This window comes from Streptomyces sp. WAC05292 (assembly GCF_003949955.1).
Lineage (GTDB): Bacteria > Actinomycetota > Actinomycetes > Streptomycetales > Streptomycetaceae > Streptomyces > Streptomyces globosus.
The window spans coordinates 1-24,116 of the sequence record NZ_RPSE01000034.1 but is presented as its reverse complement, the minus strand read 5'-3'; the positions used below and the strand labels follow the sequence as shown (position 1 = coordinate 24,116).

Annotated in this window: 33 protein-coding genes; 19 read left to right on the top strand and 14 right to left on the bottom strand. The window is 70.7% G+C overall.

The window, feature by feature from the left end:
* The first annotated feature begins 98 nt into the window (after window positions 1–98).
* Together EF903_RS06940 and EF903_RS06935 are read left to right on the top strand one after the other, a co-directional pair.
* Window positions 99–605, top strand: coding sequence for a hypothetical protein (locus EF903_RS06940; RefSeq protein WP_125541966.1), 507 nt, complete (start codon window positions 99–101; stop codon window positions 603–605).
* Window positions 602–982 carry a hypothetical protein gene (locus EF903_RS06935; protein WP_125541965.1) on the top strand — a complete coding sequence of 127 codons (381 nt, stop codon included), beginning with the start codon at window positions 602–604 and terminating at the stop codon, window positions 980–982. The genes EF903_RS06940 and EF903_RS06935 overlap by 4 nt, the downstream gene beginning before the upstream one ends.
* Before the next feature lie 57 nt (window positions 983–1,039).
* Here the strand turns inward: EF903_RS06935 and EF903_RS06930 are convergent, their stop codons facing one another.
* The 13 genes from EF903_RS06930 to EF903_RS06870 all read right to left on the bottom strand — a co-directional run bounded on the left by EF903_RS06930 (window position 1,040) and on the right by EF903_RS06870 (window position 9,005).
* Entirely contained in the window at window positions 1,040–1,453 is a 414-nt protein-coding gene (locus tag EF903_RS06930) for a hypothetical protein (RefSeq protein ID WP_125541963.1), read from the bottom strand.
* An 83-nt stretch (window positions 1,454–1,536) separates the two neighbouring features.
* Window positions 1,537–1,803: a hypothetical protein gene (locus tag EF903_RS06925; RefSeq protein ID WP_125541961.1), complete on the bottom strand. Its 267-nt coding sequence runs from the start codon at window positions 1,801–1,803 to the stop codon at window positions 1,537–1,539.
* Window positions 1,803–2,747 (bottom strand): hypothetical protein, encoded by a 945-nt coding sequence (locus EF903_RS06920; protein WP_125541959.1) that lies wholly within the window; start codon window positions 2,745–2,747, stop codon window positions 1,803–1,805. The genes EF903_RS06925 and EF903_RS06920 overlap by 1 nt, the downstream gene beginning before the upstream one ends.
* 180 nt (window positions 2,748–2,927) lie before the next feature.
* Complete coding sequence (locus tag EF903_RS06915; protein WP_125541957.1) at window positions 2,928–3,302, bottom strand: hypothetical protein; 375 nt, start codon at window positions 3,300–3,302, stop codon at window positions 2,928–2,930.
* 392 nt (window positions 3,303–3,694) lie between these two features.
* The gene (locus EF903_RS06910) at window positions 3,695–5,632 is read right to left on the bottom strand and encodes an FtsK/SpoIIIE domain-containing protein (protein WP_125541955.1); all 1,938 of its coding nucleotides are present in this window, start codon (window positions 5,630–5,632) and stop codon (window positions 3,695–3,697) included.
* Window positions 5,633–5,854: 222 nt separating this feature from the next.
* A complete protein-coding gene (locus EF903_RS06905; protein ID WP_125541953.1) occupies window positions 5,855–6,133 on the bottom strand; it encodes a hypothetical protein in 279 nt (92 codons plus the stop codon).
* The gene (locus EF903_RS06900; protein ID WP_125541951.1) at window positions 6,130–6,390 is read right to left on the bottom strand and encodes a hypothetical protein; all 261 of its coding nucleotides are present in this window, start codon (window positions 6,388–6,390) and stop codon (window positions 6,130–6,132) included. The genes EF903_RS06905 and EF903_RS06900 overlap by 4 nt, the downstream gene beginning before the upstream one ends.
* Before the next feature lie 103 nt (window positions 6,391–6,493).
* On the bottom strand, window positions 6,494–7,099 hold the full coding sequence (locus tag EF903_RS06895) for a hypothetical protein (RefSeq protein ID WP_125541949.1): 606 nt from the start codon (window positions 7,097–7,099) through the stop codon (window positions 6,494–6,496).
* Window positions 7,096–7,320: a hypothetical protein gene (locus tag EF903_RS06890; RefSeq protein ID WP_125541947.1), complete on the bottom strand. Its 225-nt coding sequence runs from the start codon at window positions 7,318–7,320 to the stop codon at window positions 7,096–7,098. The genes EF903_RS06895 and EF903_RS06890 overlap by 4 nt, the downstream gene beginning before the upstream one ends.
* Window positions 7,307–7,903 carry a hypothetical protein gene (locus tag EF903_RS06885; RefSeq protein ID WP_125541945.1) on the bottom strand — a complete coding sequence of 199 codons (597 nt, stop codon included), beginning with the start codon at window positions 7,901–7,903 and terminating at the stop codon, window positions 7,307–7,309. The genes EF903_RS06890 and EF903_RS06885 overlap by 14 nt, the downstream gene beginning before the upstream one ends.
* On the bottom strand, window positions 7,878–8,153 hold the full coding sequence (locus EF903_RS06880; protein WP_125541943.1) for a hypothetical protein: 276 nt from the start codon (window positions 8,151–8,153) through the stop codon (window positions 7,878–7,880). Before EF903_RS06880 ends, EF903_RS06885 begins: the two co-directional genes overlap by 26 nt.
* Window positions 8,154–8,232: 79 nt before the next feature.
* Window positions 8,233–8,595, bottom strand: coding sequence for a hypothetical protein (locus tag EF903_RS06875; RefSeq protein ID WP_125541941.1), 363 nt, complete (start codon window positions 8,593–8,595; stop codon window positions 8,233–8,235).
* A complete protein-coding gene (locus tag EF903_RS06870) occupies window positions 8,592–9,005 on the bottom strand; it encodes a hypothetical protein (protein WP_125541939.1) in 414 nt (137 codons plus the stop codon). Before EF903_RS06870 ends, EF903_RS06875 begins: the two co-directional genes overlap by 4 nt.
* Before the next feature lie 202 nt (window positions 9,006–9,207).
* Between EF903_RS06870 and EF903_RS06865 the strand changes: the two genes are divergently transcribed.
* The 6 genes from EF903_RS06865 to EF903_RS06840 all read left to right on the top strand — a co-directional run bounded on the left by EF903_RS06865 (window position 9,208) and on the right by EF903_RS06840 (window position 13,034).
* A complete protein-coding gene (locus EF903_RS06865; RefSeq protein WP_125541938.1) occupies window positions 9,208–9,681 on the top strand; it encodes a hypothetical protein in 474 nt (157 codons plus the stop codon).
* A 176-nt stretch (window positions 9,682–9,857) separates the two neighbouring features.
* Window positions 9,858–10,040 carry a hypothetical protein gene (locus tag EF903_RS06860; RefSeq protein WP_125541936.1) on the top strand — a complete coding sequence of 61 codons (183 nt, stop codon included), beginning with the start codon at window positions 9,858–9,860 and terminating at the stop codon, window positions 10,038–10,040.
* Between the two features lies 1 nt (window position 10,041).
* Window positions 10,042–10,308 (top strand): hypothetical protein, encoded by a 267-nt coding sequence (locus EF903_RS06855; protein WP_125541934.1) that lies wholly within the window; start codon window positions 10,042–10,044, stop codon window positions 10,306–10,308.
* A 43-nt stretch (window positions 10,309–10,351) separates the two neighbouring features.
* Complete coding sequence (locus EF903_RS06850) at window positions 10,352–10,750, top strand: DUF6221 family protein (protein ID WP_125541932.1); 399 nt, start codon at window positions 10,352–10,354, stop codon at window positions 10,748–10,750.
* Complete coding sequence (locus tag EF903_RS06845) at window positions 10,747–12,006, top strand: tyrosine-type recombinase/integrase (RefSeq protein WP_125541930.1); 1,260 nt, start codon at window positions 10,747–10,749, stop codon at window positions 12,004–12,006. Before EF903_RS06850 ends, EF903_RS06845 begins: the two co-directional genes overlap by 4 nt.
* Complete coding sequence (locus tag EF903_RS06840) at window positions 12,003–13,034, top strand: NAD-dependent epimerase/dehydratase family protein (protein ID WP_185902549.1); 1,032 nt, start codon at window positions 12,003–12,005, stop codon at window positions 13,032–13,034. The genes EF903_RS06845 and EF903_RS06840 overlap by 4 nt, the downstream gene beginning before the upstream one ends.
* Before the next feature lie 3 nt (window positions 13,035–13,037).
* Here EF903_RS06840 and EF903_RS06835 read toward each other — a convergent pair whose 3' ends face one another.
* Window positions 13,038–14,393 (bottom strand): hypothetical protein, encoded by a 1,356-nt coding sequence (locus EF903_RS06835; RefSeq protein ID WP_125541928.1) that lies wholly within the window; start codon window positions 14,391–14,393, stop codon window positions 13,038–13,040.
* A 199-nt stretch (window positions 14,394–14,592) separates the two neighbouring features.
* Here EF903_RS06835 and EF903_RS06830 point away from each other — a divergent pair, with 199 nt between their 5' ends.
* The 11 genes from EF903_RS06830 (at window position 14,593) to EF903_RS06780 (ending at window position 24,090) form a co-directional block, all read left to right on the top strand.
* Window positions 14,593–15,117 carry an ATP-binding protein gene (locus tag EF903_RS06830; protein WP_125541926.1) on the top strand — a complete coding sequence of 175 codons (525 nt, stop codon included), beginning with the start codon at window positions 14,593–14,595 and terminating at the stop codon, window positions 15,115–15,117.
* A complete protein-coding gene (locus tag EF903_RS06825) occupies window positions 15,114–15,530 on the top strand; it encodes a DUF6415 family natural product biosynthesis protein (RefSeq protein ID WP_125541924.1) in 417 nt (138 codons plus the stop codon). The genes EF903_RS06830 and EF903_RS06825 overlap by 4 nt, the downstream gene beginning before the upstream one ends.
* Complete coding sequence (locus EF903_RS06820) at window positions 15,527–15,979, top strand: DUF6302 family protein (RefSeq protein ID WP_125541922.1); 453 nt, start codon at window positions 15,527–15,529, stop codon at window positions 15,977–15,979. The genes EF903_RS06825 and EF903_RS06820 overlap by 4 nt, the downstream gene beginning before the upstream one ends.
* A 45-nt stretch (window positions 15,980–16,024) precedes the next feature.
* Window positions 16,025–16,246, top strand: coding sequence for a DUF5999 family protein (locus tag EF903_RS06815; protein WP_125541920.1), 222 nt, complete (start codon window positions 16,025–16,027; stop codon window positions 16,244–16,246).
* Between the two features lie 53 nt (window positions 16,247–16,299).
* Entirely contained in the window at window positions 16,300–16,935 is a 636-nt protein-coding gene (locus tag EF903_RS06810) for a hypothetical protein (RefSeq protein WP_125541918.1), read from the top strand.
* Complete coding sequence (locus EF903_RS06805; RefSeq protein WP_125541916.1) at window positions 16,932–17,360, top strand: hypothetical protein; 429 nt, start codon at window positions 16,932–16,934, stop codon at window positions 17,358–17,360. The genes EF903_RS06810 and EF903_RS06805 overlap by 4 nt, the downstream gene beginning before the upstream one ends.
* 218 nt (window positions 17,361–17,578) lie before the next feature.
* Window positions 17,579–18,781: a methyltransferase, FxLD system gene (gene fxlM / locus EF903_RS06800; protein WP_125541914.1), complete on the top strand. Its 1,203-nt coding sequence runs from the start codon at window positions 17,579–17,581 to the stop codon at window positions 18,779–18,781.
* Between the two features lie 55 nt (window positions 18,782–18,836).
* Complete coding sequence (locus EF903_RS06795) at window positions 18,837–19,016, top strand: FxLD family lanthipeptide (RefSeq protein WP_125541912.1); 180 nt, start codon at window positions 18,837–18,839, stop codon at window positions 19,014–19,016.
* A 237-nt stretch (window positions 19,017–19,253) separates the two neighbouring features.
* Entirely contained in the window at window positions 19,254–22,001 is a 2,748-nt protein-coding gene (locus EF903_RS06790) for a lantibiotic dehydratase (RefSeq protein WP_260614909.1), read from the top strand.
* The gene (locus tag EF903_RS06785) at window positions 21,998–23,242 is read left to right on the top strand and encodes a lanthionine synthetase C family protein (RefSeq protein ID WP_125541908.1); all 1,245 of its coding nucleotides are present in this window, start codon (window positions 21,998–22,000) and stop codon (window positions 23,240–23,242) included. Before EF903_RS06790 ends, EF903_RS06785 begins: the two co-directional genes overlap by 4 nt.
* Before the next feature lie 20 nt (window positions 23,243–23,262).
* Window positions 23,263–24,090, top strand: a complete 828-nt coding sequence (locus tag EF903_RS06780) for a thiopeptide-type bacteriocin biosynthesis protein (RefSeq protein ID WP_125541906.1) — start codon at window positions 23,263–23,265, stop codon at window positions 24,088–24,090.
* The last annotated feature ends 26 nt before the right edge of the window (window positions 24,091–24,116 follow it).

Below are 24,116 nucleotides of genomic sequence, written 5' to 3'. Positions count from 1 at the left end.
GGCCGCCTGCACACGGCGGAGGATGCGATACAGCGCTCCGCCGAACCCCCGCCGTGGAACACTGGCCAGCATCTCAACTTCCCGGCGAAGGGCACGAAATGACCGACGGACCCTCGGTGTACGACCTGCTGGACGGCACGAGCGAGGAGAAGAACCTCGCCGAGGACCTTGCCGGGATTGTCGACTATCTGAGCCGCTTCCTCGGCGCTGTCGAGGAGGGGAACTGGCGGTACGCCAACGACAAGGCCGGCCAGGTCCGCGACAGCGTCGAGAGGTTCCAGCGGCGCCTGACGGAAACCGTCCCTGACGGCCGCGGTGACGTCGAGCGGGATGAGGACGGCCGGGCCGTGCGCCGGTACGTCCCGTCCAACGCCGACGGCAAGCGGGTCCACCAGGCCACCACCGCCTTCGTTCAGGATTACGCGGCCGGGCGCGCGCTGTTCCCCATCGACGGGCTGGAGAGCGGGCAGGTCAAGGAGAAGCTCCTCGAAGGCCAGCGGCGGACGGCGGCCCTGCGGGACGCGATGGACTCTGGCGACGCTGCTGCCCTGTCCCGCCTCACCGGGCGCAAGGTCGTCATCGTGGACGGGATGGGCGATCAGTGAACAGCCTGGATGATGTCCTCGGCCCTGATGTCGCACGGGTCGCACGGGCCCGGAAGGCACTGGAGAAGGCCGTCGCCGGAGTCACCGAGATGGCGAAGGGAGTCAAGGACTTCGCCCCGATCGGCACGGCTGAGCTGGGTGCTGCTGTCGCTGCGCTCGCCTCTTCTGAGTACGTGGACGAGGACGAAGCTGGGGCCCGCTGGGTATCGAGGGCTTTCACCGCGGGCATGATGGACTTGCTCCCGCTGGGTGAGGACGCGATGGCCTTCGGCGGAGCTGTGGTCATGATGCGGGGCGCCCTGCGCGAGCTCGATGAAGCTCTGGCCGCGATGGAGTCTCCGGGGCCCACAGAGCCGGGGGGCACTTTCTCGCGCTGACGCCGGCGGGGGCCGACGGAAGATCGCTCCGTCGGCCCCCGCGGTGGTGCTGCTGGGTCAGGCCACCGGGTAGGAGCCCGTGACCGTGACGATCTCCGCCGCGGCTGCGCCCTCGGAGTCGCCGTAGAACCCGCCGATGTTCTGGAGCGACCCGGCGTTCGTCGTGCCCGGGGTGCGCAGCCGGTCGATCTTCGTACCGTCCGACCCGGCGAAGATGCTCGCCTCGCCGCTCCAGATGCCGTTGTCCGCGTCGCGGCCGTCGAAGTTGAGCTGGAACGCGTAGCGGACTCCCGAGGCCGCGCGCACCGGGAGCGTCAGTCCGAAGCCCTCCGCCGACGCGGCCTCGGTCGCCTTGTTGGCCACGATCATCGCGGTGAACGTGCAGACGCCGTCGGAGACGGCATAGCGGCCGGCGGTGGAGGTGCCGTCAGTGCCCCGCACGTTGGTGAGCTTCGGGGTGTAGTTGGCCATGTGGTGTTCCTTCCCTTGGCGATGTCCGCCGGGTTCGGCGGACTGGGGAAGGCTGCGGCAGGCGGCGGTTTGCGTCTCGGGCGCTACGCCGACCCCGGCAGCGCTCTGCGCGCGCGACGTGTGGGGCGGGCGTCGTCGCGTTCGAGGAACACTTCGTGATCGGCCGCCTCGCCGCGGGGCTCCAGCAGCAGCACCTCCATGAAGACCCGAGCGCCGCCGTCGCGTCGGTTCGGGACGACCGAGACGTTGCCGACCACGACCTCCGGTGAGGCGTTCAGGGCTCGTTCCACGGCCTTCGCGGTGCGCTCCGCCCGCCCCGGGTCGGAGTCCATGATCCGGAGTGACGACATCAGGCCCCGCTCCCCTCGGGAGCGCCGACGCCGTGGCCGTCCAGAGTCCACGCCGCCCGTTCCCACACCGGCTCGGTGCCCTCCGCGATCCGGCGCAGCACGCTGGCCATCGACCGCCCGTCGGCCACCAAGTCGAGGGACCGCGACCACGGCACCGTCTCGCCGCGCCCGGGGAGACAGGGGTGCGTGCTGTACGGGTAGTCGGTGTGGGCGTACCAGGGCGCCCAGATCCGCGCGACGGACGCGTTGGCCGCCGACCGGTGCGCGGCCCAGGGGTGGAGCGGATCGCGGCCAGCAGTGGCCGGCCCGGAGGTCGGCAGGCACAGCAGGGCCTGCGGGCACCGCCGGAAGGGCCCCATGTAGTCGGGCTCCTCGACCACTGGCCGGTCCGCAAGCAGGGAATCGAGCCGGTCGAGCACCGCGCTGCGCTCGGCGGTGCCGTACTCCCCCGCCGGGGCAGCGTAGAGAGCCCCGCCGTCGTGCACCGTGACCACGGCGACGCCCTGCGCCCCCGGCAGCGAGTTGGGTTCGACGTCCACCACCAGGAGCACGGCGGCCGGGTCGGCCACGAGCTCTCGGGCGAGGGCCTGCGCCTGCTCGTGCTGGTCCCACATCGTCATCGCGTAGCGGCATGGGTCGCAGAACCGGCCCTTGCCGAGCGGCTTGTGCTCATGGCTGCCGCACCGCCGACACCAGTACTGCAACTCGCGGGCGCGGTGGAGAGCATCGCGCTGCGCCGGCGAGGCGAGGCGCTTCGGCACCGCGGATGTTGCTTCGTACAACGGGGCGTACGAGTTGCCGTGGTACAGCACCTGGCCGACCGGGGCGGAGGCCGGTTTGAGCCCCTGGCGGTCAAGCTGGGTCTTGGTGTGCAGGCCCTCCGGGACCAGAGCCCATCGGGTGTACCGGGTGAGGCCCGGCAGCGGCGGGGTGGAGCTCGGCATGAGATGACTCCCTTGGTGATTCCTGAATTCATTAATAGCCCGCACGGAATCAGGAAATCAAGGGGAGTCGAAAAATGCACACCGGCGGGTCAATCAAGGTGAATTAGAGACCCCTATATCCGCGCGCGCGAAGCCGGATCTCTTCTATCAAGGTTGATAGAATTTTGGCCTTTCGGCCCCTCACTCGGGCGAGGTCTTGGGTGCCTCTGGCGGCGCGGACGGCGGTCGCTCGTCGGGCGGCCATGGCCCGTACCGCTCCAGGGCCTGGCGGACGATCCGCGGAGCGGAGAACACCTTCTCCACCAGTTCGGCCCGCTGCTCCTGCTCGTCTTCGGTGTAGTCGAGGGAGTTGTACAGGAGCCCCAGCTCCTCCAGTTCCGCCAAGGGCTCCTCGCTCACCCTGATCGCGGCGGTTCGCAGCTGCGTGACCAGGGAAGGGGGTAGGTCGTAGGCGCGGGTGATCAGGGAGCCGGGGTAGTTCTTGCCGATCCCCCGGCCCGACAAGGTGGACGCCTCCTCCTCCGCCGGCGTCAGCGGTTCCCACGGGCCGGCCATGTCCGACTCCGCCAACCGTTGCCGGACTGCGCGCTCCACGTACTCGTCCAGCGTCGGCCAGAGTTCCGACCTCCGGCGACGCGCCTCCAGGCGGGCCTGAGCGCGGGTGATCCCGCCATTGCTCTCGGCGCTGAATTCACTTGCCCATTCCGCCATTGCTCGCCGCTGACTTTTGCGAATTGCGGTGAAACGCGAAGCGTGGCGGACATCAATGGCGAATGTGTACGTCTTCCGGTGTTCCGCGCCCTCAGATTCTTCTTTCAAGGTTGATACACGACCTTTCAAGGTTGATAGAAGAGGCTGGGGGCGCGCGGCCCCTTGGTCATGCCGCAGATCATCCCACGGAGCCTGCCGTCGGTGGGGCCAGACAGTCGACCCCACCGACGGCAAGATCAGCCCCCCACCGTCACCGGTTCCTCCTTGGCGAGCGGCGCTACTTCACTCGCCGGACGGCGGGGGACCGTGCGGTACGCCATCGCCCGGTTCTGCTTGCCGGCCTCCTCCACCCAACCCTTCCGGCGCCACTGGCCAAGGGGCCCGTTGACGGAGGATCGCGCGGCGAACTGCGGGAGGTCGAGGGCCACCAGGTCGTCCACCGTGATGCCCTTGGCGCCGGCCTTCTCGATCGCCTGCCACAGGGCCAGATGCCTGGAGTCGGCAATCTCGGTGCCGTCGGGAAACGTCGGCACCGCGCGGAGCAGCGGCCGGCCGCCGCCGGGTCCGGAGGGCGGCTTCGGCGGAGTGGGGTCGTCCTCGGGGTCCGGGTACGGGTGCTCGCGGGCCTCGCTCTCGTCGTCGGGGTGGCCGTAGCGGTGGTTGGTCGCCGCGACGTCCTCGTCGGTCATCCAGTAGCCGCGGGCCTCGACCGGGACCTGGTGCTCGCGGTCCCAGCGCAGGAGCTTGCCCGGGGCGTCCAGCTCGTCCAGGCACCAGCCGTTGCCGTACGCGCCGGGTCCGAAGATCAGGTTCGAGGTGGTGGATTCCTTGGCGCCCAGCCCGATGCGCACCTGGTACTGCTGGCGCCCGTCGGTGGAGCCGCCAAAGACGCGGTTCGAAGGGGACTGAGTGGCGCAGACGAGGGTGACGCCGGTGAACCGCGCAACCTGGAGCAGCGACTCGATCAGCTTTGCCGCTTCCGGCACGCGCCGCATGAGCTCGGCCAGCTCGTCAATGAAGACGAACCAGGCCGGTCCGTGCTTGCCCGGCACCCACTTCTTCTCGCCGAGCTCGGCGAGGAGGGCTCCACGGCGCTCCACCTCCTTCCACGTCTTCATGAGCAGCTGCATCGCGCGGGCCGGGGTGTCGGCGAGGCCCAGGGCGCAGCTGCGCCACGGGCCGAACTCGACGGCGCCCGGCTTCATGTCGATGAGCAGGAGTTCGGCGTCGTCGCAGGCTGCCGCGTAGGCGATGAGGACGCTCTGCACGCCGCTCTTGCCGTTGTCGGTCGCGCCGCCGATCAGGACGTGGTGGTACAGCAGCGGGATGAGCACCTGCTGCCCGAAGGCGTCGACTCCGAGGACGGCCGGCTCGGTGCAGGTGGTGGTGGAGGGGCCCGGCCACGGGATCGGGGAGGCGAGCGGGTCGGTCTCGTACAGGGACACGACCAGTTCGTTGTCCTTCTCGCCTTTGGCGAGGCGCAGCTTCCCGGGCAGGCCGAGGTTGGAGGCGAGCTGGTCCTTGCGCGCGATGACCTTCTGCGGCGCCGTGTTGCGCCCCGGGGGGAGGACGACCACGGCCCGCCAGCCGAAGGGGGTGTAGTCGAGCGCGGTGACGTCGACCGCGGGAACGGACAGCATCGCAACCAGGGCCCGCAGGAGGGCGCTCTCCTCCGGCGTCGAGCCGGTGATGCCCGGGGCGAGGGTGTTGTCCCCGAGGCCCTGGGCGGTGACGCCGGCCTTAGCCGCCTTCACCTGGAGGGCCAGGCGTTCCTGGCGGGACTTCACCAGCCAGGGCACGTAGGCGGCGTAGGCCCCGCCGGTGGCGAGCGCGCCGGCGATCAGGGACGGCACGGAGGGGCCGAGCCCGGCGCCGATCCATGCGTCGGCCATGACGACGAGGCCGCTGGTTCCGGCCGCCGCGATGGTCTTGTTCTTGTGCTTGAGGCCGCCCGCGGCGAGCGCGCCGGCGGCGGCCAGCGAGAGCCCGTAGACGCCGTGCTCAGCGAGGCTCACGCCGTCGAAGTGGTGCAGCCAGGACAGTCCGGTGAGGCCGCCACTGGCGGCGCCGGGGGCGATTTCGTAGCGGCGGCGTGCGCACCAGCGGCAGGCAGCGCCGACCACGCTCGCGGCACCGAGCGCCGCGCGGGCCAGTATCGAGTCGTGCGAGGGCACAGCAGTCTCCTGGGAAGTGACGTGACGCGGGTGGCGGAAGAAACCCCAGGTCAGGGGTTCGTCACGTCACGTCAGGACGGAGGTGCTGGTACCGGAGAAGGCGGTAGGCCAAGGCATGTGGATGCCCTCCTGGTGGTGGTCGGAGCGTTGGGGCCGCGGCGCTTGCTCGTGCGCCACGACGGGGGTCCGGGCCGATACCCGGTGTGCAGTTGTAGGCCCAGCCTACCGGCCTTGATCAGCAGGCGCCTGGAGTTGATCTTCGGTGAGGGGGATCTCGTGCTCGCCGTCCCACAGGAACGTCCGGATCTTCAGCTTCCCGATCGGCTGTTCTACCTGCCAGGCGAGACGACGCCTGAGCTCCTCCATCTGGGCTCGGCGGAAGTCGGGCGGGTGCCGCTTCCAGTCCTCGGGGTGGACTCCGAGCCGGACTGTGAACTGCCGGCCGTCCACCTGGGTTTCCGCGACGAGTATCAGGAAGTCGAACGGTGGCGCGCTGGTCATCCGCGCAGCTCCAGCAGGAGGGTGGTCGCCTTGTCCCAGCAGGTGCCGCACGGCTGGCCGTCGGAGCCGCAGATGATGTCCGCGAGCCGCAGCATCAGGTCGCGGGCCTGGGCGGGCCCGCGGGTGAGCCGGACGGCGGCGTCGGCCTTCCGCAGGCACGAGTTGCAGGACGCGGTCTTGCCCTCCCGCCGACCGCAGATCGTGAGGGATGCCTCGCGCAGTAGGTCGGCGCGGCTCAGGACGGTGACGGTGCTCATGGTTCTCCTCCCCCAGGGCACGGCCCCCTGCATGAAGATCGAGGCCGGCGGGCGCCGACGCAGGGGGCCGTGCACGGGATAGACGGAGTGGGCCGCCGATCCGTTACACCTGGGCGTACGGGTCCGGCAGCGGAACCGCGCGCACCCAGCCCTCCGGCCCCTCGTACTCCATCTCAGCGGTGGCGTGGACCTTCACGGCCGCAGGATCGTCGTCCAGGCGGACGACGAGGTACTGGCCCGCGGTGTCGATGATGCGCCCCGGCCGTCCTGCGTGCCGGACCCGGAGGCCCAGCACCACCTTGACGCCGATCCTGGACTCCAGTCCGTAGTACGAACGGATGTGTTCCAAGTCGCTGTGCTGCCGGTCGGCCACCACGAAAAGCGATCGGCAGGCAGGGCGCCGGCAGCGAGAGACCCGCGGCACCTTGCGGGCTTCGAACCACAGGTCGTCGTTCAGCATGATGCCGGTCGGGTTGCAGGCCGCGCCGAGATCGCCGATCTGGCCGCCACTGCGGGTGTTCAGGCCGTTGGAGAAGACAGCGACGTGTACCTGCTTGTCGCGCCGGGTGTCAGGTCGGTTGAGGAAGGAGGCGTCCCTCAAGAGCCCGGCCAGCTCGCCGCCCCATAGGGCGGGAGCGCCGTGCTGGCTACCCTTCGCGTCGTTGTCCACCGGCGCGGGGCGGCGTTCCATCGGAGTCAGCGTCTTCACCGGTCTTCTCCCCACGCAGCATCAATGAAGTCGGGGTCCGGCTGGATGAGGGCCGCGGCCTGCTCGTGGCCAGCCGCGCGGAGCTTCGCCGCGATCTCCGTGTCTCGAAGGGCAAGGAGTGCGTCCGCGTACGTCGGCACCAGATCGGGCCGTACTCCTGCGTTCTCGAACAGGTCGACCGCCCGCTGCCAGGCGGACCTCTCCTCCTCAGGTTCCAGCATCTTCGTTCCCCTTCCCTTGGTCCACGATGACCAGCGACATTCTGATGTGCGCGCCGTCCTGGCGCGTTCCTGCTCTGGGGTCAACGCCAGTCACGATGGCGGCGTTGTCGTCTTCGAAGACCCCCGCGTCGCTCAGCCCGTCCACCGCGGCCTTCGCCGACAGCGACCAGTTCGACGGGTCGAAGACCCGGGTCCGGGTCCGGGGATGCACGACGTACAGCACCCGGGCCCGGTTGAGCTGCGGTATGCCCTTGGTGCGGGCGAGGGTGGCTGTTGCGCTCCGGATCGCGGCGGCGACCTTGCGCTCCTTCGCCCAGTGCCAGCGGCGCGCCTCGTTGGCGTTGATCAACACCATGTCGGGCAGCTCCAGCACCCAGTGCGGTGCTTCGCCGATTTCGGCCGCCAGGTCCCACTCGACGTACGGCCGCGCGGTGACAGCCGGAGCAGTCGGGCGGGCCTGGGCCAGCCGGTTCGTAGGTAGGCGCTCGGCGCCGAGCCGCGCGCGAAGGCCGGGGTAGCGCGCGGCCTCCTTCGCGCTGATGCGGAGCACCACGTCGTCACGCCTCCAGGTCGGGGCGGCCATGGTGCTCCTCCCCCGGGCCTTCGGTCGCGTGGACCTCCCTCTGTACGTCCTGCATGTGCAGGTCGAAGCCCTCGTGATGGCCGTGCAGGTCGTAGCGACTCGGGTTCATCCAGTCCCCCGCCAGGCAGCCCGCCGCGAAGACGGGCGTCTCGGCACCGAACAGGGTCTTCGTCGTACCCACAGGTTCGAGCACGAGGCGGTGCTCCTTGCGCGGGCCGTCCATCAGGGGGTCTTCGGTGTAGTGCTGCATGGGTGTTGTCCTCTCGGAGCGTTGGGGTCCGGGCGCTTGCTCGTGCGCCGAGACCGGGGTGAGGCGGGCGTCGGGCCCCTCAGGTCTTCACTGCGGCCGTGGGATCGGGGACTTCCACGAGGTGCCCGAACCCTGCCTCGATCGCTTCCACGGCAGCGGCCGGCAGGCCGTAGGCGTCCGCGAAGCCCCGGCACATCGCAGCGGGGTAACCCCGCGGCACCGCGGGCGTCAGCGTGCTGTGGCAGACGACGTGGCCATCCGGGTTCGCGCGGGCCGCGTCGGTGAAGTTCTTCAGCCGGCCCGTGGCCAACGGGGCGCGGGTGGGCGCCGGGTTGAGGATGCAGGTGGTGCACCGGTCTTCGAGCACCCGGATCTCGCCGGTGGCCGGGTCGGCGATCGGGGCCGGAGCCTCGGGCTCCTCCTCGTCGTCGTACACGCTCACGCCTCCGTGGCCGCGGTGAACAGCTCGATGAGCTCCGGGGCCATCCGGTAGCCCCGGACCTTCTTGTGCGAGGGCTTCTCGCGGTCGTACTCGGGGGTGACCGGGGCGGGCATCCCGTTCGGCCACAGGCCCTCGACGGCGCCGCGGGTCAGGGTCTTGGTGAGGGCGATGGAGGGGCCGGCGAGGTCCCGGCCCATGTCGCGCAGATCGGCGGCGGCCCGGTACCCGCCGCCGCGCAGGACGTCGTTGACGAGGGTGCGGACGTTGGGGGTGGCGATGCGCCAGAACGCCGCGGCGCGCTCCGCCGTCCACTCGGCGTCCTGCTCGACGGTCAGCTCGCCCAGGTGTTCGGCGACGAGGGCGAGCAGCTTGGCCTCGAACTCCGGTGACCCCTTGATGGTCAGTGGCATCTCGTTCCTTCCGTCAGAACTCACCCTATGAACTGTGAGACACATGGATCATAGGGTGAATCATGGGGCTGATCACGTCGCACAGCGAAAAACTCTCCCCCGGGTGAACTTCGGTCGCCGGGAGGCCCCCTGACAGCTACTTAGGTAACCCTTACCGGGTATTCTATTTTGAATAACCGGTACCTACTGGGGCGGGGAACGCGTGAGCGAGAACGAGCAGAGCCGGCGTGAGCACGACCGCGGGGAGCAGTCGCGGAGCACCGGCATGAACACCGACCGGGCGAGCGAGTGGGAACACCCGCCGGCGACCTGGCGCCCGGCCGAGCCCGAGCAGCGCAACGGACGCATCGCCCGGCAGGAGCAACCCGTACTTCCGGAAGATCGGCTGGGTCACCTCGGCCATGTCGAGCACCCCGAGCAGATGTACGCGGTCATGAAGCCGGTGCCGAACAGCCTGCCGGAACCGGCCGACATCGAGGAGTGGCTGAAGTCTTTCGCGGCCGACACGTTGCACGTGCCGCCGACGATCGACTTCGACCCGCAGCCGAGCATCATCGGCCCGGTCGCCCGCGGCGGCGTCAGCAAGACGTCCAGCGCCAGCAACGCGGGCATCGCCGTGGAGACCTCCGCCGACTCCTCGGTCGACAGCACGGTCGAGCCGGGGGACCGCTCGTGAAGAACGGTCGCGGATACAGCCCCCGGGGAGACCGCCCGGAGCCGACGACGGCTCCCTCCACTCCCCCGCCGGTCTCACCGCCCACGGGCCCGAGCATCGACGCCTACGCGGAGATGACCGCCCAACTCGGCTTCTGGCACGGCTTCTTGAGAGCGCGAGCGGCAGAGACGCCGGTTGTGACCCCGCTCTTCCACGAGTCCCTGGGCTTCGCGATGGGGTACGCCGAGGCGTGCATGCAGCACGGGGACATCGTCGGCGCCGTGCGCAAGCTGGAGTGGATGCGCAACGAGGCGAAGCGCTGGGAGCATCACCCCGACTTCCCCTCCGGCCCTGCGGTCGAGCCCGAAGGGGGCCGCTGAGTTGTCCAGCCTCACCCCTGACCATGCCGAGGCGCGCGCCCAACTGGAGCTGGTGTTCTCGAAGACCTACGACCTGGTCCTCCTTACCCTCACCAGACTTACCGCCGGTGACCACGCGAAGGCAGCGGACCTCGCCGAGAAGGTGTTCGTGGCGGCCGGGCACGAATACGCCCACCGTACTCCCGGGCAGTGGGCGACCTGGCTCCGGAAGACCGCAGGCCGGGTGTACGACGAAGACTTCCTGGAGAGCTGTGGAGTGCAGCCGTGACCGAGCGGTACCGACAGCGACTGAAGGGACTGAAGACCAGAAGATGGGGAACGAAATCGTGACGTCGCCCGCGGGCTGGATCGCGTTCCTCCGCGCCCGAGTTGACGAGGAGAAGCGTCTGGCCCACGTCGCTGCCGCCGACGGCTGGTGGGATACGACCGAGCCCGGCGCCCGCCGTTTCGGCATCGAGGCCGACGGCCGACTTCTGGCCTCCGTCCTCACCGGCCGCGGCGTCCAGGCCGACACGGAGGTCGCCCGGTACATCCTCAGCCACCAGCCCCAGCGGGCCCTCGAAGACCTCGACGCCAAAGAGCAGCTCCTGGAGCACTGCGAGCGCCTGGGCGAGGCGATCCCGCCGCAGCTCCTCGCGGTGCTGCGGCAGTTTGCCGAGCCGTTCCACGACCACCCCGACCACCCCGTCCACACCCCGGCGGCGTCGTGAGCACCGAGGTGGAGGTCTTCGACGCCGAGCTGGCCGACGACAGCGTCGCCGTACGGCCGCCGGCCGCCGCGCCGGGACCGCGGTACCTGGTCACCCAGCACACCATGCTCGGCCCTGGCGAGCTCCCTCCGCTCGCCGACGCGCGGCCGGCCTGGACGGACGACGACTTCCGGCTCTCTGCCGAGGACATGGCCGAGCTCGGCGAGCCGGATCTGGCGGACAACACGATCAAGAACCGCGACTCGACCGTGCGAGCGTTCGAGGCGTGGTGCGCAGCCCAGAAACCCCCGCGGCTGGCTCACCCCTGCACAACCGCGACGTACACCTCGTACGGCCTGCACCTCATCCGTCGCGGCAAGGCCGGGGAGTTCGTGCCGGACAGCGTCGGACAGTACATGTCCCGCATCTGGAACTGGCAGCCGGTGGACTACCGGCCGGACCCCACCCGGTTCAAGGGGCGGCTGAGGGTCTGGAAGAAGGAGTGGGTGAAGGCTGGGGGCGAAGTCGAGCGGGCCGCCGCCGTCACGATCGAGTACAACGTCCGGATCATCGCCAAGATCGACGAGTCCACCAACATCGGCAAGCGGGACGCCTTCCTCGCCGCCCTGGCCTACAGCAATCTCCACCGGGAGTCCGAACTCGCCGACCAGCTGGTCAAGCGGGTTCGCGTCCACGACACGGGCCTGTGGGTGCACACCGCCACTTCCAAGACCGACCAGACGGGCAAGGGCTCCGGGCGCTTCATCGAGGACCGTCCCGACCTCCAGCTCGTCCGCCGAGCACGCGCCTGGTTCGGGGTCCTTCACGAGCTCGGCGCCGATGGCCCCGACGACCCTCTCTTCCGCGCCCTGACGCCTGGCGGCAAGCTGGTGCAGTATCCCTCAGAGCGCAAGCGCGGCAAGAAGATGCGCCCCGGTTCCCTGAACGAGCGGCTTCAGCTCCTTGCCGAAAGAGCTGGCGTGCCGTACATCGACGGCAAGAAGGTCTCTTCGCACTCCTGGCGTGCCGGGCCGAACACCGACTTGATCGAAGCGGGAGTCTCCCTCGCTGAGCGGAACAAGGCCGGCCGCTGGGCGGACGGCTCGCACACGGCGGACACCGTCTACGACCGTCGCCACGGTGTAGGAACCCGCGACCCACTGAAGAAGGTCCCGCTGTACGGCGGCCCTGCGAACGCGGCGGTGGCCGCGGCACGTGCGGAGGGCGAAGACCATCTTCCCTCTGGACCGGCAGGCACGGCAGGATCGCCATCATGAAGATTCTTGTGCTCGGCGGGAGTTGGTTCCTGGGGCGTGCGGTCGCTCAGACTGCGCTTGACCGCGGCTGGGAGGTGACGGTGTTCAACCGCGGCCGTTCCGGAACCGCGCCAGAAGGTGCGCGTGCCGTCCGCGGGGACCGGACGGTCGCGGCGGACCTGGAGCGGCTGGCCGGGGAAGGGCCGTGGGACGCGGTGGTGGACACGTCCGCGTCCGAGATGGCCCCGCGTGACGTTCTCGCGGGCGCCAGAGCGCTGGAATCGGTCTCCGGCCGGTACGTGTACGTCTCCACCGTGAACGCCTACCGTGGGTGGCCGAACGACCCGCTCACCGAGGACTCCGAGCTCCTGGACGGGCCTCCTGACGCCGATGCCGACTACGGTCGGCTCCCTGAAGGTTGGGAGGGGCCTGACTGGTACTACGGCCGGCAGAAAGCCGGGGCCGAGCGGGCCGCCACCGAGACGTTCGGTGAGACCCGAGCGGTGATCCTTCGACCGGGCGTCATCCTCGGCCCCGGCGAGTACGTCGGCCGGCTGCCCTGGTGGCTCACGCGTGCCGCGCGCGGGGGCCGGATGCTGGCCCCCGGAGCCCCGGACAAGTCCATCCAGCCGATCGACGTACGGGACGTGGCGGCCTTCGCCCTCGATCAGGCCGTCGCCGATCGGGGCGGCGCCTACAACTGCGTCGCCCCGATCGGCCGGGAGACGATGTCCGACTTCCTCACCGCCTGCGTGCTGGCCACCGGCGGAGACGCTCAGCTCGCCTGGGCACCCGACAAACTGCTCCAGGACCACGATGTACAGCAGTGGACGGAGCTGCCGCTGTGGCGCACCCACGCGGGCGTGTGGCGCATCGACTCCACCCGGGCGCAGGCCGCCGGGCTGACCTGCCGCCCGCTGGCGGAAACGGTGGTCGACACCTGGACGTGGCTCCGCGAAGGCGGGGTGCCCGTGGACCATCCGCGATGGGCGGAGCACGGAATTACACCGGAGAAGGAGGCGGTGATCCTGGCCGCCCTCAGCCGGTAGCGGTCAGGGCTCGATCGCGAGTGCGCTCTGGCCGCCGAGCCGACGTGCCGGGGAGAGGGCGGTGAACTCCTCGATCTGATCGGCCAGAGCAACCGCCGCGGGCGCGCCCCGGAACTCGCGGCGGGTCAGCTCCAGCCGGGCGGCCGTCAGCCGCTCCATCATCCCCGAGGCCCGATGTCCTGCCGGCACCTCGAACACGGAGGCAAGCGCCTCCCGCGCCCCTTCTACCTCGTTCCGCATCAGCCGAGCGCGGGCAAGGTCGATGGCGGCCGGCCCCGACACCACAATCGGGACCTCGGCCGTAGGGCGGTTGCCCAGCAGGGCGAGCGCCGTGGTGGCGAACTCCTCCGCGCCAGCGCCATCCCGGAGGAGGAGGCTCGTCGTCGCGTTGCTCATCGCTGTTCGAGCAGCGTCGAAAGCAAACTCACCACCGATGTCGTCGTGGAGCTCGTCACGGCTGCTCCCGGTCTCCTCCACCGCGGCCAGGATGCAGCGGCGGGCTTCAGCGTCGTCCCGAAGGTGTCCGTGGGCCCGAGCCTCGATGGCGAACAGGCGCCGGCGGGCCGTGCTGCCCAGACCTCCGAACCGCTGGGCGATGTGGGCCAGCCGCACGGATTCGGTCGGGCGGCCATCCCAGAAGGCCATGAAACTCAGCATGCCGTAGGCGTACGCCTGGAGCGGGCCGTGGTCGATGGTCTTGCCGTACTGGGCAGCAGTCCGGGCGAACGAGGTGGCGGGCGCCATCGCCCCGAGGTCGAAGCTCACGGCCGCGAGCAGCGCACTGGCCTGACCGGCGGCGTAGTAGAGGCGGGTGTGCTGCTCCGGGGAGCGGGTCCGATCAATCGTCAGCTGTGCGTGCTTGAGCAGGCCGTTCGCCTCGTGGAAGACCTCCGCAGGCGCCTTGCACCCGTACTCGCGGGAGAGCCTGTTCAGGTCATCGTGGAGTTGGTCGAGGGTCAGCTCGTCCACGCGGAGCGCGGCGGCATCGCCTGAGTGTTCGGCGGCGTCCCGAGCGGTCATCAGTAGTTCACTTTCGGTGGGCAAGGGCGGAGAGAGAGTCCGGTTGGAGGTGTGCTGTCCTGCGGAGTCCTCGGCAGCTGAGCTCAACAGCTCCTTGACCGACCGCTCGAACATCAGCTCAAGCACGCGGGCCGTGGGCCGGTACGGGGCGGTCTTGACGCCGCCGACGATGAGCAGGCGCTCGAAGTGGCGAGGACCCGGCGGCGGCGCCACCTCGTGGCCATCACGCCGTAACTCCGCGGCGGCGCGGCTGTACTCCTCGCTGAAGGGCCTGTAGGAGCGGATGCCCCGAGCACTCACCAGCTGGAACAGCACCGTGCGCCGCTGGCCCTCGTCCATGTCCCCTCCGATATCGGTTCCCTCTCATGGGATACCGCCTCGGCAGCCCAATGGAACTGCCCCCCGCCAGAAGGCAGTAAGAAGTCATAGCCGCGTCATCGTGTCACCCGAAAGGACAGCCAGAAGTCATAACCACGACATAGGCACAACCGCCCTCGTCGCACAACGCTAAGTGCCCGGTCCGTGACGAGGAGGAGTGATGGCGACGGCAACAGCGCCGAGCGCAAGCCAGCCGGCGAAGGTGAGCGCCTTGGGCCCGGTGACCGACGGTCCGGCCAGCCGGCCGACGCGGCAGACGGTAGACGCCACCCTCGTCTCCTTCGCCACGGACCAGACGGCGAACACGGCCGACGATCTTCGCCGAGTGCGAGACGTCCGGCAGACGGTCAAGCAGCGGCTCGCGCTCTGCGGGCTCTCGGATCTGGCTGACGACGTGGTCCTCGTCGTGTCCGAGTTGATCACCAACGCCATCCTGCACAGCCGCGGCGGGACCGAGGTGAACCTCCTCATGGGCTTACGGGACGGGCTGCTGCTCATCATCGTGACGGACGGCACCCCGACGACCCGTGAGGCTCGCCACGCGGGTGATGCCGCCGAGCACGGGCGTGGGCTCGGCATCGTCCGAGCCATCGCCGCCGAGCACCGCGGCTCCTGGGGCACGACGTCGGACAGGACCGGCACCTGGTGCGAACTGCCCGTTCCCGGCCTCGGGAGGGCCGCGTGACCTTCCCCGTCGATCGGCGCGAGCCCAACCGGTCAGGCCCCGGGCTCAAGGACTGGAAACCGCCGCTGTCGGCTGAAGAGTTGCGACACATCGCGCGCACTCTTCGGACTGGAGTCCCCGTCGATGACCTGTACGACATCATCGACGCCTCCGTTGGCCGACCTGACGAGCCGACGATGCTGGCGATGACGGAGCGGCTGCGCGGTGCGCTCATGCAGCTCGTCAACGCCGTGGTGGAGCGCGACGGGGAAGAGCTGGCCCCTGGGCTGGCGAATCTGGTCGAACAGGCGCGGGAGTGCCGCGTGGCCGAGGCGCTTCCGGGCGGCCCCCACGCACAGCTCCGGCGGCTGTCCATCATCACGGAGGGGCTGCTGGAGAACCTCCTGACGGGCATGCCGGAGGTGTCGGCATGATCAGGGTCTTCTCCGCCCGGCCGCCCCTCACCCTTGCGCCTGCCCGTGACGCCGTCGACTACCAGTGGTACCGCGACCGGCTGGCGGACCCGGACCTCGTGAACGCGGGGGTGTCCATCAGCCTGTTCCGGATGCCGCTCCTGGCCGTACCTGTCGCGGGCCGCCGCCGCGGGGGCTTCCTCTCCGTGGGCAACCTGATCGACGCGTACTCCATCGGGGGGCTGTTGGCCCGCAGAACGGGCTTCCCCGACACCAGGGTCCGCTGGTCGGTCTATCCGGACACGTGCCACGTCGTGGAGTGGGGTGGCCGGCCGCCCACGGGCGGCGACGACGCCCTGGGCCGCTTCTACGGATACAGCGAAGCCGCCATCGCCGAGTTCGCCGCCGGCCGCCCGCGGTTCAACCTGCCTGTCACCGCTCCCACGTTGGCGGTGGCCACGGCTCGCTGAGTCAACACCCGCAGCCTGTTCGGCACGTTCGAGAGGAAGCCCATCATGTGCCCGCACGAACCCCCCTGCCCCCCGGCAGAGGCATCCGATCGGGAGGCGGCGCGCCTGCTCGCGAGCCACCCGGAGCAGGGTTGGAGCCTGCTGTGCAACGGCGTCCTGTTCTTCGAGGACACCGGTGAACTGCTGCCCGACGGCCGGATCATCGCCCCGCACCGGCCGCTCACCACGGCGGGGCGCGGAGGCCGCAAGACCGCGGTCCTCACCTAGCGGTCCGCTTCGCATCACACCCGCCCTCGACCTGCCCTGACCTGGAGACCTGCGTGAATCCCGTCCAAGCCCCGGCCGTCGCTCTCCGGGAAGGCCGGTTCCCCGACCACCCGACGATCGTCGTCACCGCCACCGGGCTTCAGTACGACGGCGGCCACCGCGACGATCAGGTCGACCCGGACTTTCTGGTGCTGTGGGAGCTCTGGGGAGGTACCGGCGACGGTATACCGCTGTACGGCGAGTTCGACCCGGAGATCCAGCGGGAGGCCGCCGACCGGCTGCTGTGCGCCTACTGCCTCAAGAGGCCCGAGCGCGCGCCCGGCGAGGGCATGCTGTGGCTCCTGCGGGCGGAGGTCGGCGACCGCTCCTGGCCGGCCGACATAGAGACGACGACCCCGCCGATCTGCGAGCTGCACGCACGGCTCGCTCTCCAGCGGTGCGCGACCCTGCGCCGCGGGTACCTGGCGGTCCGCGTCAGCGAAGTCGAGCGTGTCGGGGTCCTCGGCACCGTCTTTACGGGAGGAGGCCCGAACGGTCCTGACGAACTCGTCCGCTTCACCGAGACGGACCGCCTGCCCTACGTCCTGGCCCGCTACCTCGTCCTTCGGCTTCGCGGAGCCGAACCGGACCCCACCTTGCATCCGGATCTGGCTTCGCCTCCCGACCTCCTGCTCATGGAGACGCCGTGACATCGCTGCCGCCGCCCGATCCCGGGTTCCTCCCGGGGATCGCGATCGACACCCGCTGCACCGCGAGTGGGACTCCGGTCGTCACCCTGTACCACCCGCATGCCCACGCGCTGAACGACGGCGTGGGGAGTGCCATGCTGGCCATCGCTTCCCGTCTCGGCCTGCGCTACGGCCGACACCTTCCGAGGACCGGCGAGTACATCTACGACCTGTACGAGGGCTGGTTCCTGGACTACGGCCACCCCCGGGACGTCTTGCACTTCACGCCCGATTTCCTGTGGCCGCACATGGTTCGGGGGGCGGGCGGGGCCGTGGTGGCCGTCAGCCTGGAGCACGAACCGCGGCCCGTCGAAGACGAACGCATCCTGACCGGTCGGCTTGCCCTGAGGCGGCGGCCCCCGCGGACCTGGCCGTCGGCGCGGTGAAGCATCTCCACTTCCGTAGAAGGGTTCCGGCCGATCTCCAGGGCTATCGCGCCCCGCCGCCAATACTCCGGCCGCGGGGGCGGCGGCCTGGCTAGCGTCACCGCACACCGTCCTGCGCGGCACGAAGTTCTCTCAGTACGGCGCCCGTCCGGCACACCCCGCCAGGTGTGCCGGACAGGGGCCTCACAGCTCGACTACGACAAGGAACAGGTACTCGGATGACCCAGCTTGAGACCGCTGACCACGGGGCGCTGCGCGCCAACATGGTCCGCGCCCTGTACAAGGAGGACGCGATCGTCTCCGAGGCCGTCGCGGCAGCCTTCACCGCCGTGCCCCGGCACCGGTTCGGCCCCGACCTGAGCCTGGAGGTGGCCTACGACCTGCACAGCGTCCTGCCGGTGAAGAAGGACGAGCACGGGCTGCCCATCAGCGTCATCTCCGCCCCGCACCTGCAAGGGGTGATGCTGGAGCAGGCCGCCATCAAGCCCGGCATGAGGGTGCTGGAGATCGGCTCAGGCGGCTACAACGCCGCGCTCATCCAGGAACTCGTCGGAGCCGACGGCGAGGTCACCACCCTCGACATCGACCCCGACGTCATCGACCGCGCGCGGCGGTACCTGGACGACACCGGATACGACCGCGTCAAGACGATCGCGGACGACGCCGAGACCGCCTTGGCCGGCCTCGGCACGTTCGACCGGATCATCGCCACGGTGACCACGTGGGACATCCCCCCGTCGTGGATCAGCGCCCTGGCCAAGGACGGCCGGCTGGTCACCCCGCTCACGGTGTGCGGTACGACCCGGTCGGTCGCGTTCGAACGCGACGGCAACGACCTGGTCAGCCGCTCCTACCGGCTGGCCTCCTTCGTGCCGATGCAGGGCAAGGGCGCCGCACCGGACCGCAAGGTCATGCTGCGCGACGGCGTGGCCCTCCAGACCGACAACGAGCAGGTTCCCCTCAACACGGCGGAGCTGGCCCGCGCTCTTGAAGGCGACCGGCTGGAGAAGTGGTCCGGGGCGGCATACGACATGCCCGACGAACTGGACTGGTTCGTGACCCTGAACCTGTCGAGCCCGGCACGCCTGCACGCCACCCAGGACGTGATCGCCAGTGGCCTCGTGGAACCCTCCGCGCGGCTCGGCGTGGCCGCCCTGGTCAGCGAGGACAGCATCGCCTACCGCACCCGCCGCACCAACCCGGACACCGGCACGGCCGGGTTCGAGAGCGGCGTGATCGCCCACGGCCCGCAGGCCGAACAGCTCGCCGAGCAGTACACGGAACTGCTGCGCGAGTGGGCGACGGACTACCTGCGACGGGGGGCGGCGATCATCCGGTACGTGCCGGGTGCCGCCCCTTCCACGCTGCCCCAGGGTGCGGCGCGCAAGCGCCACGGCTACGTGACCGTGGCCTGGGTCTAGAGACTCCGGGGCCGATCGGCCCCGGGACATCGCACCACCAACAAGGAGGGGACCGATGACGGTTCAGATGGAGCACACGGCCACGCCGAAGGCGCCGGCCACGGAGCCGGACGACGCCAGCTTCGAGCTGGACATGGACATCGTGGAGGGCGGCGTCGCCGCGGACCAGATCATCCGGCTGACGGGTGACAACTGCGGGTCCACGTGCCAGTCCGCGTGCGTCAGCTGCCCGTAACGGCACGCCCAGCGTTAACCGCGGTGCCCGGTCGCGCCTTCGGGCGCGGCCGGGCACCGCTCTGCCACAGGAGAGCATGTGTATCGCGTCGTCGATGCAGCAGCGGTCCGAGCAGCCGCGTGGAACGACCCTGGACAGCGCACGGCCTGGCCCGATCTCACGGGTCCGGATGCGGGACTGGACGGGTGGCGGGCCTGGTTACAGCAGACCTGGGAGACCGGACGATTCCCCGCGGCCGTGACGGCCGCGAGCCCTGACCTGGCGGACCGCGTACGGCAGATCCGTGACGGCCGGCCCCTTCCGGCCGCCGAGGTGCGCCGTACGGTGCTCGCCGTCTTGCGCTACCTCCTTCGCGCCCGGGGCCGCGCTACCCCCTTCGGCCTGTTCGCCGGGGCCGCCGCCGCCCGCTACGGCCAGATCCCCGCCTTGATCGTGGGCAGCGGGCACCACGCCGTCGCCAAGCCGGACGCCACGACCGTCAACGCCCTGGTCGCCCGCTTGGAGGCTGACCCACAGCTACGCCCTCATCTCCGGCTTCTCACCTCGGCGCTGGCCGTCGAGTACGACGGATACGTAGTGATCGAGCACCGGCCCCCCGCCGAGCCGGACCGTGCACCCGACCAGGTGCGGATTCGTCTGACCGGGCCGGTCCGTGAGGCCCTGGCCGGCGCCCGATCTCCAGTCCTGTGGAACGACCTGGCAGCACGGTTGTCCGCGGCCTTCCCGCATGCCGCGAGCGCCGCGGTGGACAAGCTCCTCGCCGGTCTGGTCGAACAACGAGTCCTCCTCACCGACCTGCGGGCGCCGATGACCGCCGCCGATCCCCTCGCCGCGCTCTCGGCCCGCGGCGAGGAGTACGCACCCGAACAGCACCCGGTGCTGCTCGAAGCGCCGCGGTCGGCTTTCGACCTGCGAGTGGACTGGGACCTGACCATTCCGAAGACGGTGACGCGCGAGGCTGAAGCCGCGGCGCAGGCCCTCGTGCGCCTCGCACCCCGAGACAGGCTGCCTGGCTGGGCGGAGTGGCACGGCCGGTTCCTGGACCGGTACGGGCCGCGGGCCGTCGTCCCCGTGCTGGACGCCATCGACGCGCTCGGCTACCCGCCCGGCTACCGCGGCACCCCCGACCCCCCGCTCGATCCCTTGCCGGAACGCGACAGCGTCCTGCTCAAGCTCGCCTACCGCGCGGTGACGGAGGGCCGCCGTGAAGTCGTGCTCGATGACTCGGTGTTCGAGGAGCTGGTCGCCGCCGGCTCCAACCGGCCGGTGCAGCCGAGCACCGAGCTGACCGTTCGGGTTCACGCCGAGAGCCTGTCGGCCCTGGAGCAAGGCGACTTCGCGCTGCACGTCACCGGGGTGTCCCGGTCGGCCGGCGCGACCACCGGCCGGTTCCTCAACCTGCTCCCCGAGGCGGACCACGTCCGCATGAGCGAGGTCTACGGCAGTCTGCCGGGCCTCTACCGGGGCTCGCTCGTCGCACAGATCAGCTCTCCCCCGTTGTCCGTCCGGGGCCAGAACGTCGCTCGCGCTCCGCAGGTGGCGAGGGTGGTGATCCCGGTCGGCGACTTCGCGGGCCCGGAGACCGAGGTACTGCCCGTTGCGGACCTGGGCGTGACCGCCGACGCCGAGCGACTCCACCTCGTCTCGCTCTCCCGGCGCTGCCCCGTGCACACCCTGCTGCTCAACGCCGTTGACCTGACCCGGCACACCCACCCCCTGGCCCGCTTCCTCCTGGAGGCCCCCGTCGCGCTGGCCGTCCCCTGCACCGGCTTCCAGTGGGGCGCCGCCGCCTCCGCGCTGCCGTTCCTCCCCGCCCTGCGGTACGGGCGCACTGTCCTGTCCCCTGCCCGCTGGCGGCTCACCGACGCCGACCTCCCTCCTGGCATGGCCGCGTCGAAGACGTGGGACAAGGCCCTGGCCGACTGGGGCAGAAAGGCGAACCTGCCCCAGCACGTCTACCTGAGCGAGGCCGACCAGACCCTCGCGTTGGACCTGGCCGAGCCCTCGCACCGGGCCCTGCTGCGCTCCGAACTGGGCCGCCACGCCACAGTCACGCTGCGCGCCGCGCCACGGCCTCGGGATCTGGGCTGGGCCGACGGCCGGGCGCACGAGGTCGTCGTGCCCCTGGCCGCGGACCAGCGCCTCATCCCCGTCCCGGCCGCGGGAACGTACGTGGTGGACCGTGGCCACGGGCGGCTACCTGGCTGCGATGACCACCTGTATCTCCAGCTCCACGGACGCGGTGACCGGCAGGACGCGCTCCTGACCCGGCACCTGCCGGATCTCCTCGCCACGCTTGGCGGCCCCCGGTGGTGGTTCATCCGCTACGCGGACCCCGCCCAGCACCTGCGGCTACGCCTGACCTGTGCGCCCGGCACCGTCGGCGGCGCCATCGAGAAGGCCGGGGCATGGGCCCGGCAGCTCCGGGACCGCGGCCTCATCACGCACCTCACCATCGCCACCCACCTGCCGGAGACGGCCCGATTCGGCGGGCCGGCCGCGATCGGGGCGGCCGAGGAGTACTTCGCCGCCGACTCCGCCGCGGCGGTCGCCCAGCTCGCCGTGCAGACGGCTACCGGGCCGGACCCCCGTGCGCTGGCCGCGGCAAGCATGGTGGACATCGCCGTCGGCCTGCTCGGGAGCACCAGCGCAGCGATGCAGTGGTTCATTGAGCACGCCCGCACCCAGCAGTCCGCGCCGCCACGGCCCGTTTACCGGCAGGCCGTCGAGCTGGCCACAGGCGATCGGGACGACCTCGATCCGCACGTCAGTACCGCGTGGGGTGAGCGGCAGGCGGCACTAGCCGGCTACCGCCGCGCCCTCGCGGACGCGGCGCTGCTGCGCCCGGAGGAGGTGCTGGCGGATCTGCTGCACCTGCACCACGTGCGGATGCGCGGCCCCGGCCTGGACGAGGAGCGCGAACACCTGCACCTGGCACGAGCTGCCGCCCTGAGCTGGACCGCCCGAGCACGGAGGACCCGATGACCGTGACGACCACCGCTCCAAACGTGCTGACGGCCGCCGACGCGCTGGCCCGCTCCCTGTCCGATCCGGCCTCGGTCTGGCCGGGCGGCCGGCCGGACGGCTGGAGGGCGTGGCCGCAGTCCCTGGCCGGCGGCGCCGCAGGCATCGCGCTGCTCCACATCGAGCGGGCCCGCTCCGGGCACGGCGACTGGGACACCGCGCATCTCTGGCTCACGGAATCCGTCCGCGGCGAGATCAGCGGCGCCTTCAACGCCAACCTGTACTTCGGCACGCCGGCGCTGGCCTTCCTGGTGCACCGGGCGCACAGCGCGACCGGCCGGTACGAGCGGACGCTGCAACGTCTGGACGCGGCGACCGAGGCCCTGACCCGCACCCGCCTGGCGGTGGCCCATGAGCGCCTGCGCACTGGTGTACGGCCGCCTATGGAGGAGTTCGACCTGATCCGGGGCCTGGCCGGGCTCGGGGCGCACCACCTCAGCCGGTACGGCGCTGCCGAGACCACCGCGGCGGTCCTGACGTACCTGGTACGCCTGACCGAGCCTCTACCGGCCCCGGCCGGGCTCCCGCCGTGGTGGATGGACGTGGGCACCACCGGGGAGCTCCACCCCGACTACCCCGGTGGGCATGGGAACTTCGGGCTGGCCCACGGCATCGGTGCGGCCCTGGCCGTGATGGCTCAGGCGCTGCTGCGCGGCCTGGACGTGCCGGGCCTGACCGGAGCCGTGGAACGGGTGTGCGCGTGGATGGACCAGTGGCGTCAGGGGGACGAATCGTGCCCCTGGTGGCCCGGCCTGATCGTCCCCGAGCAGGTGGCGGACGGCACCGTCGAGCCCGATCTCCGTCCACGGGCTTCGTGGTGCTACGGCATCAGCGGGACCGCCCGTGCTCAGCAGCTCGCCGGTCTCGCCCTGCGCGATGCGACCCGCGTCCGGACCGCCGAGAACGCGATCGTGGCCACGCTCAGCGACCCGGCCCAGCTCGACAGGCTGCCCGAGATCGGCCTGTGCCACGGCATGGCCGGGCTGCTGCAAGCCTCGTGGCGCGTGGCCACCGAAACCGGCAACACGGCGATCACCGAACAGCTGCCGCACCTGGCCGGCCGCCTGATCGCCGCCGTGAACCAGCCCGGCCACGAGCCCGAACTCCTCGACGGCGCCGCCGGTGCGGCCCTCGCCCTGCACACCCTCGGCACGAACCACGCCCCCGCCCCGCACTGGGACACCTTCCTCGCCCTGGCCTGACCACCCACCCGGAGCCCCGCATGCCCTTACCCACCTGGCGCCAGGCCAACGTCGCCTTCACCGACTGGAGCCTCGCCGAGACCAGCGCCCTCACGCACCTCGCCCCGCTCCTCCGTACGGCAGAGGACAACGGCGACATCACGGGCTGGTTCCACATGCGCAAGCGCCCGTGCTGGCGCCTCCGCTACCAGACCGCTGCGGACAGCCCCGACGCTCTCGCACCGGTCCTGGACGCGCTCGCGGTCCAGGGGCACATCACCGGGTGGGTGCCGGTCGTCTACGAGCCCGAGGTCCACGCCTTCGGCGGCCCCGAGGGTATGGACGTCGCGCACCGCCTCTTCCACCAGGACAGCCGCAACCTGGCTGCCCACCTTCAGGAAGAGGGCAACCGCCGTCGCGAGATCTCCCTGCTGCTGTGCAGTCTGCTGCTGCGTTCGGCCGGGCTCGACTGGTACGAGCAGGGCGACGTCTGGGCCCGCGTCAGCGACCACCGCCCCCTACCTGAGTCGACCGACGCGGACAGCAGCGCTCGCCACGAGGCAGCGGTTCGACGGCTGATCTCCGTGAAGACGGAGGACATGGTGCACGCGGACGGACGGCTCGCGCGGTTCTCCGACTGGGCCAGCGCCTACACCGACGCCGGATCGGAGTTGGCTCACCTGGCCGCGGCTGGCCGCCTCCACCGCGGCCTGCGCGACATCGTGGCCCACCACGTCCTCTTCGCATGGAACCGCGCCGGCCTCACCCAGGACGCACAAGCCATCCTGGCCGCCGCCGCGACCGCGGTCATCTTCGGCCCCGACCCCACCACCGATAGGAGCCTCGAAGACCGTGCTCACTCTTCCTGAAGCAGTCGCCCGCTTCCCCCTGGTCC

Bases quoted from the DNA above. Each gene is read 5' to 3' on its own strand.
- EF903_RS06940 (WP_125541966.1), top strand. From the start codon at position 99: ATGACCGACGGACCCTCGGTGTACGACCTGCTGGACGGCACGAGCGAG.
- EF903_RS06930 (WP_125541963.1), bottom strand. From the start codon at position 1,453: ATGGCCAACTACACCCCGAAGCTCACCAACGTGCGGGGCACTGACGGC.
- EF903_RS06925 (WP_125541961.1), bottom strand. From the start codon at position 1,803: ATGTCGTCACTCCGGATCATGGACTCCGACCCGGGGCGGGCGGAGCGC.
- EF903_RS06920 (WP_125541959.1), bottom strand. From the start codon at position 2,747: ATGCCGAGCTCCACCCCGCCGCTGCCGGGCCTCACCCGGTACACCCGA.
- EF903_RS06915 (WP_125541957.1), bottom strand. From the start codon at position 3,302: ATGGCCGGCCCGTGGGAACCGCTGACGCCGGCGGAGGAGGAGGCGTCC.
- EF903_RS06905 (WP_125541953.1), bottom strand. From the start codon at position 6,133: ATGACCAGCGCGCCACCGTTCGACTTCCTGATACTCGTCGCGGAAACC.
- EF903_RS06900 (WP_125541951.1), bottom strand. From the start codon at position 6,390: ATGAGCACCGTCACCGTCCTGAGCCGCGCCGACCTACTGCGCGAGGCA.
- EF903_RS06890 (WP_125541947.1), bottom strand. From the start codon at position 7,320: ATGCTGGAACCTGAGGAGGAGAGGTCCGCCTGGCAGCGGGCGGTCGAC.
- EF903_RS06885 (WP_125541945.1), bottom strand. From the start codon at position 7,903: ATGGCCGCCCCGACCTGGAGGCGTGACGACGTGGTGCTCCGCATCAGC.
- EF903_RS06880 (WP_125541943.1), bottom strand. From the start codon at position 8,153: ATGCAGCACTACACCGAAGACCCCCTGATGGACGGCCCGCGCAAGGAG.
- EF903_RS06870 (WP_125541939.1), bottom strand. From the start codon at position 9,005: ATGCCACTGACCATCAAGGGGTCACCGGAGTTCGAGGCCAAGCTGCTC.
- EF903_RS06850 (WP_125541932.1), top strand. From the start codon at position 10,352: ATGGGGAACGAAATCGTGACGTCGCCCGCGGGCTGGATCGCGTTCCTC.
- EF903_RS06840 (WP_185902549.1), top strand. From the start codon at position 12,003: ATGAAGATTCTTGTGCTCGGCGGGAGTTGGTTCCTGGGGCGTGCGGTC.
- EF903_RS06835 (WP_125541928.1), bottom strand. From the start codon at position 14,393: ATGGACGAGGGCCAGCGGCGCACGGTGCTGTTCCAGCTGGTGAGTGCT.
- EF903_RS06830 (WP_125541926.1), top strand. From the start codon at position 14,593: ATGGCGACGGCAACAGCGCCGAGCGCAAGCCAGCCGGCGAAGGTGAGC.
- EF903_RS06820 (WP_125541922.1), top strand. From the start codon at position 15,527: ATGATCAGGGTCTTCTCCGCCCGGCCGCCCCTCACCCTTGCGCCTGCC.
- EF903_RS06815 (WP_125541920.1), top strand. From the start codon at position 16,025: ATGTGCCCGCACGAACCCCCCTGCCCCCCGGCAGAGGCATCCGATCGG.
- fxlM (WP_125541914.1), top strand. From the start codon at position 17,579: ATGACCCAGCTTGAGACCGCTGACCACGGGGCGCTGCGCGCCAACATG.
- EF903_RS06795 (WP_125541912.1), top strand. From the start codon at position 18,837: ATGACGGTTCAGATGGAGCACACGGCCACGCCGAAGGCGCCGGCCACG.
- EF903_RS06785 (WP_125541908.1), top strand. From the start codon at position 21,998: ATGACCGTGACGACCACCGCTCCAAACGTGCTGACGGCCGCCGACGCG.
- EF903_RS06780 (WP_125541906.1), top strand. From the start codon at position 23,263: ATGCCCTTACCCACCTGGCGCCAGGCCAACGTCGCCTTCACCGACTGG.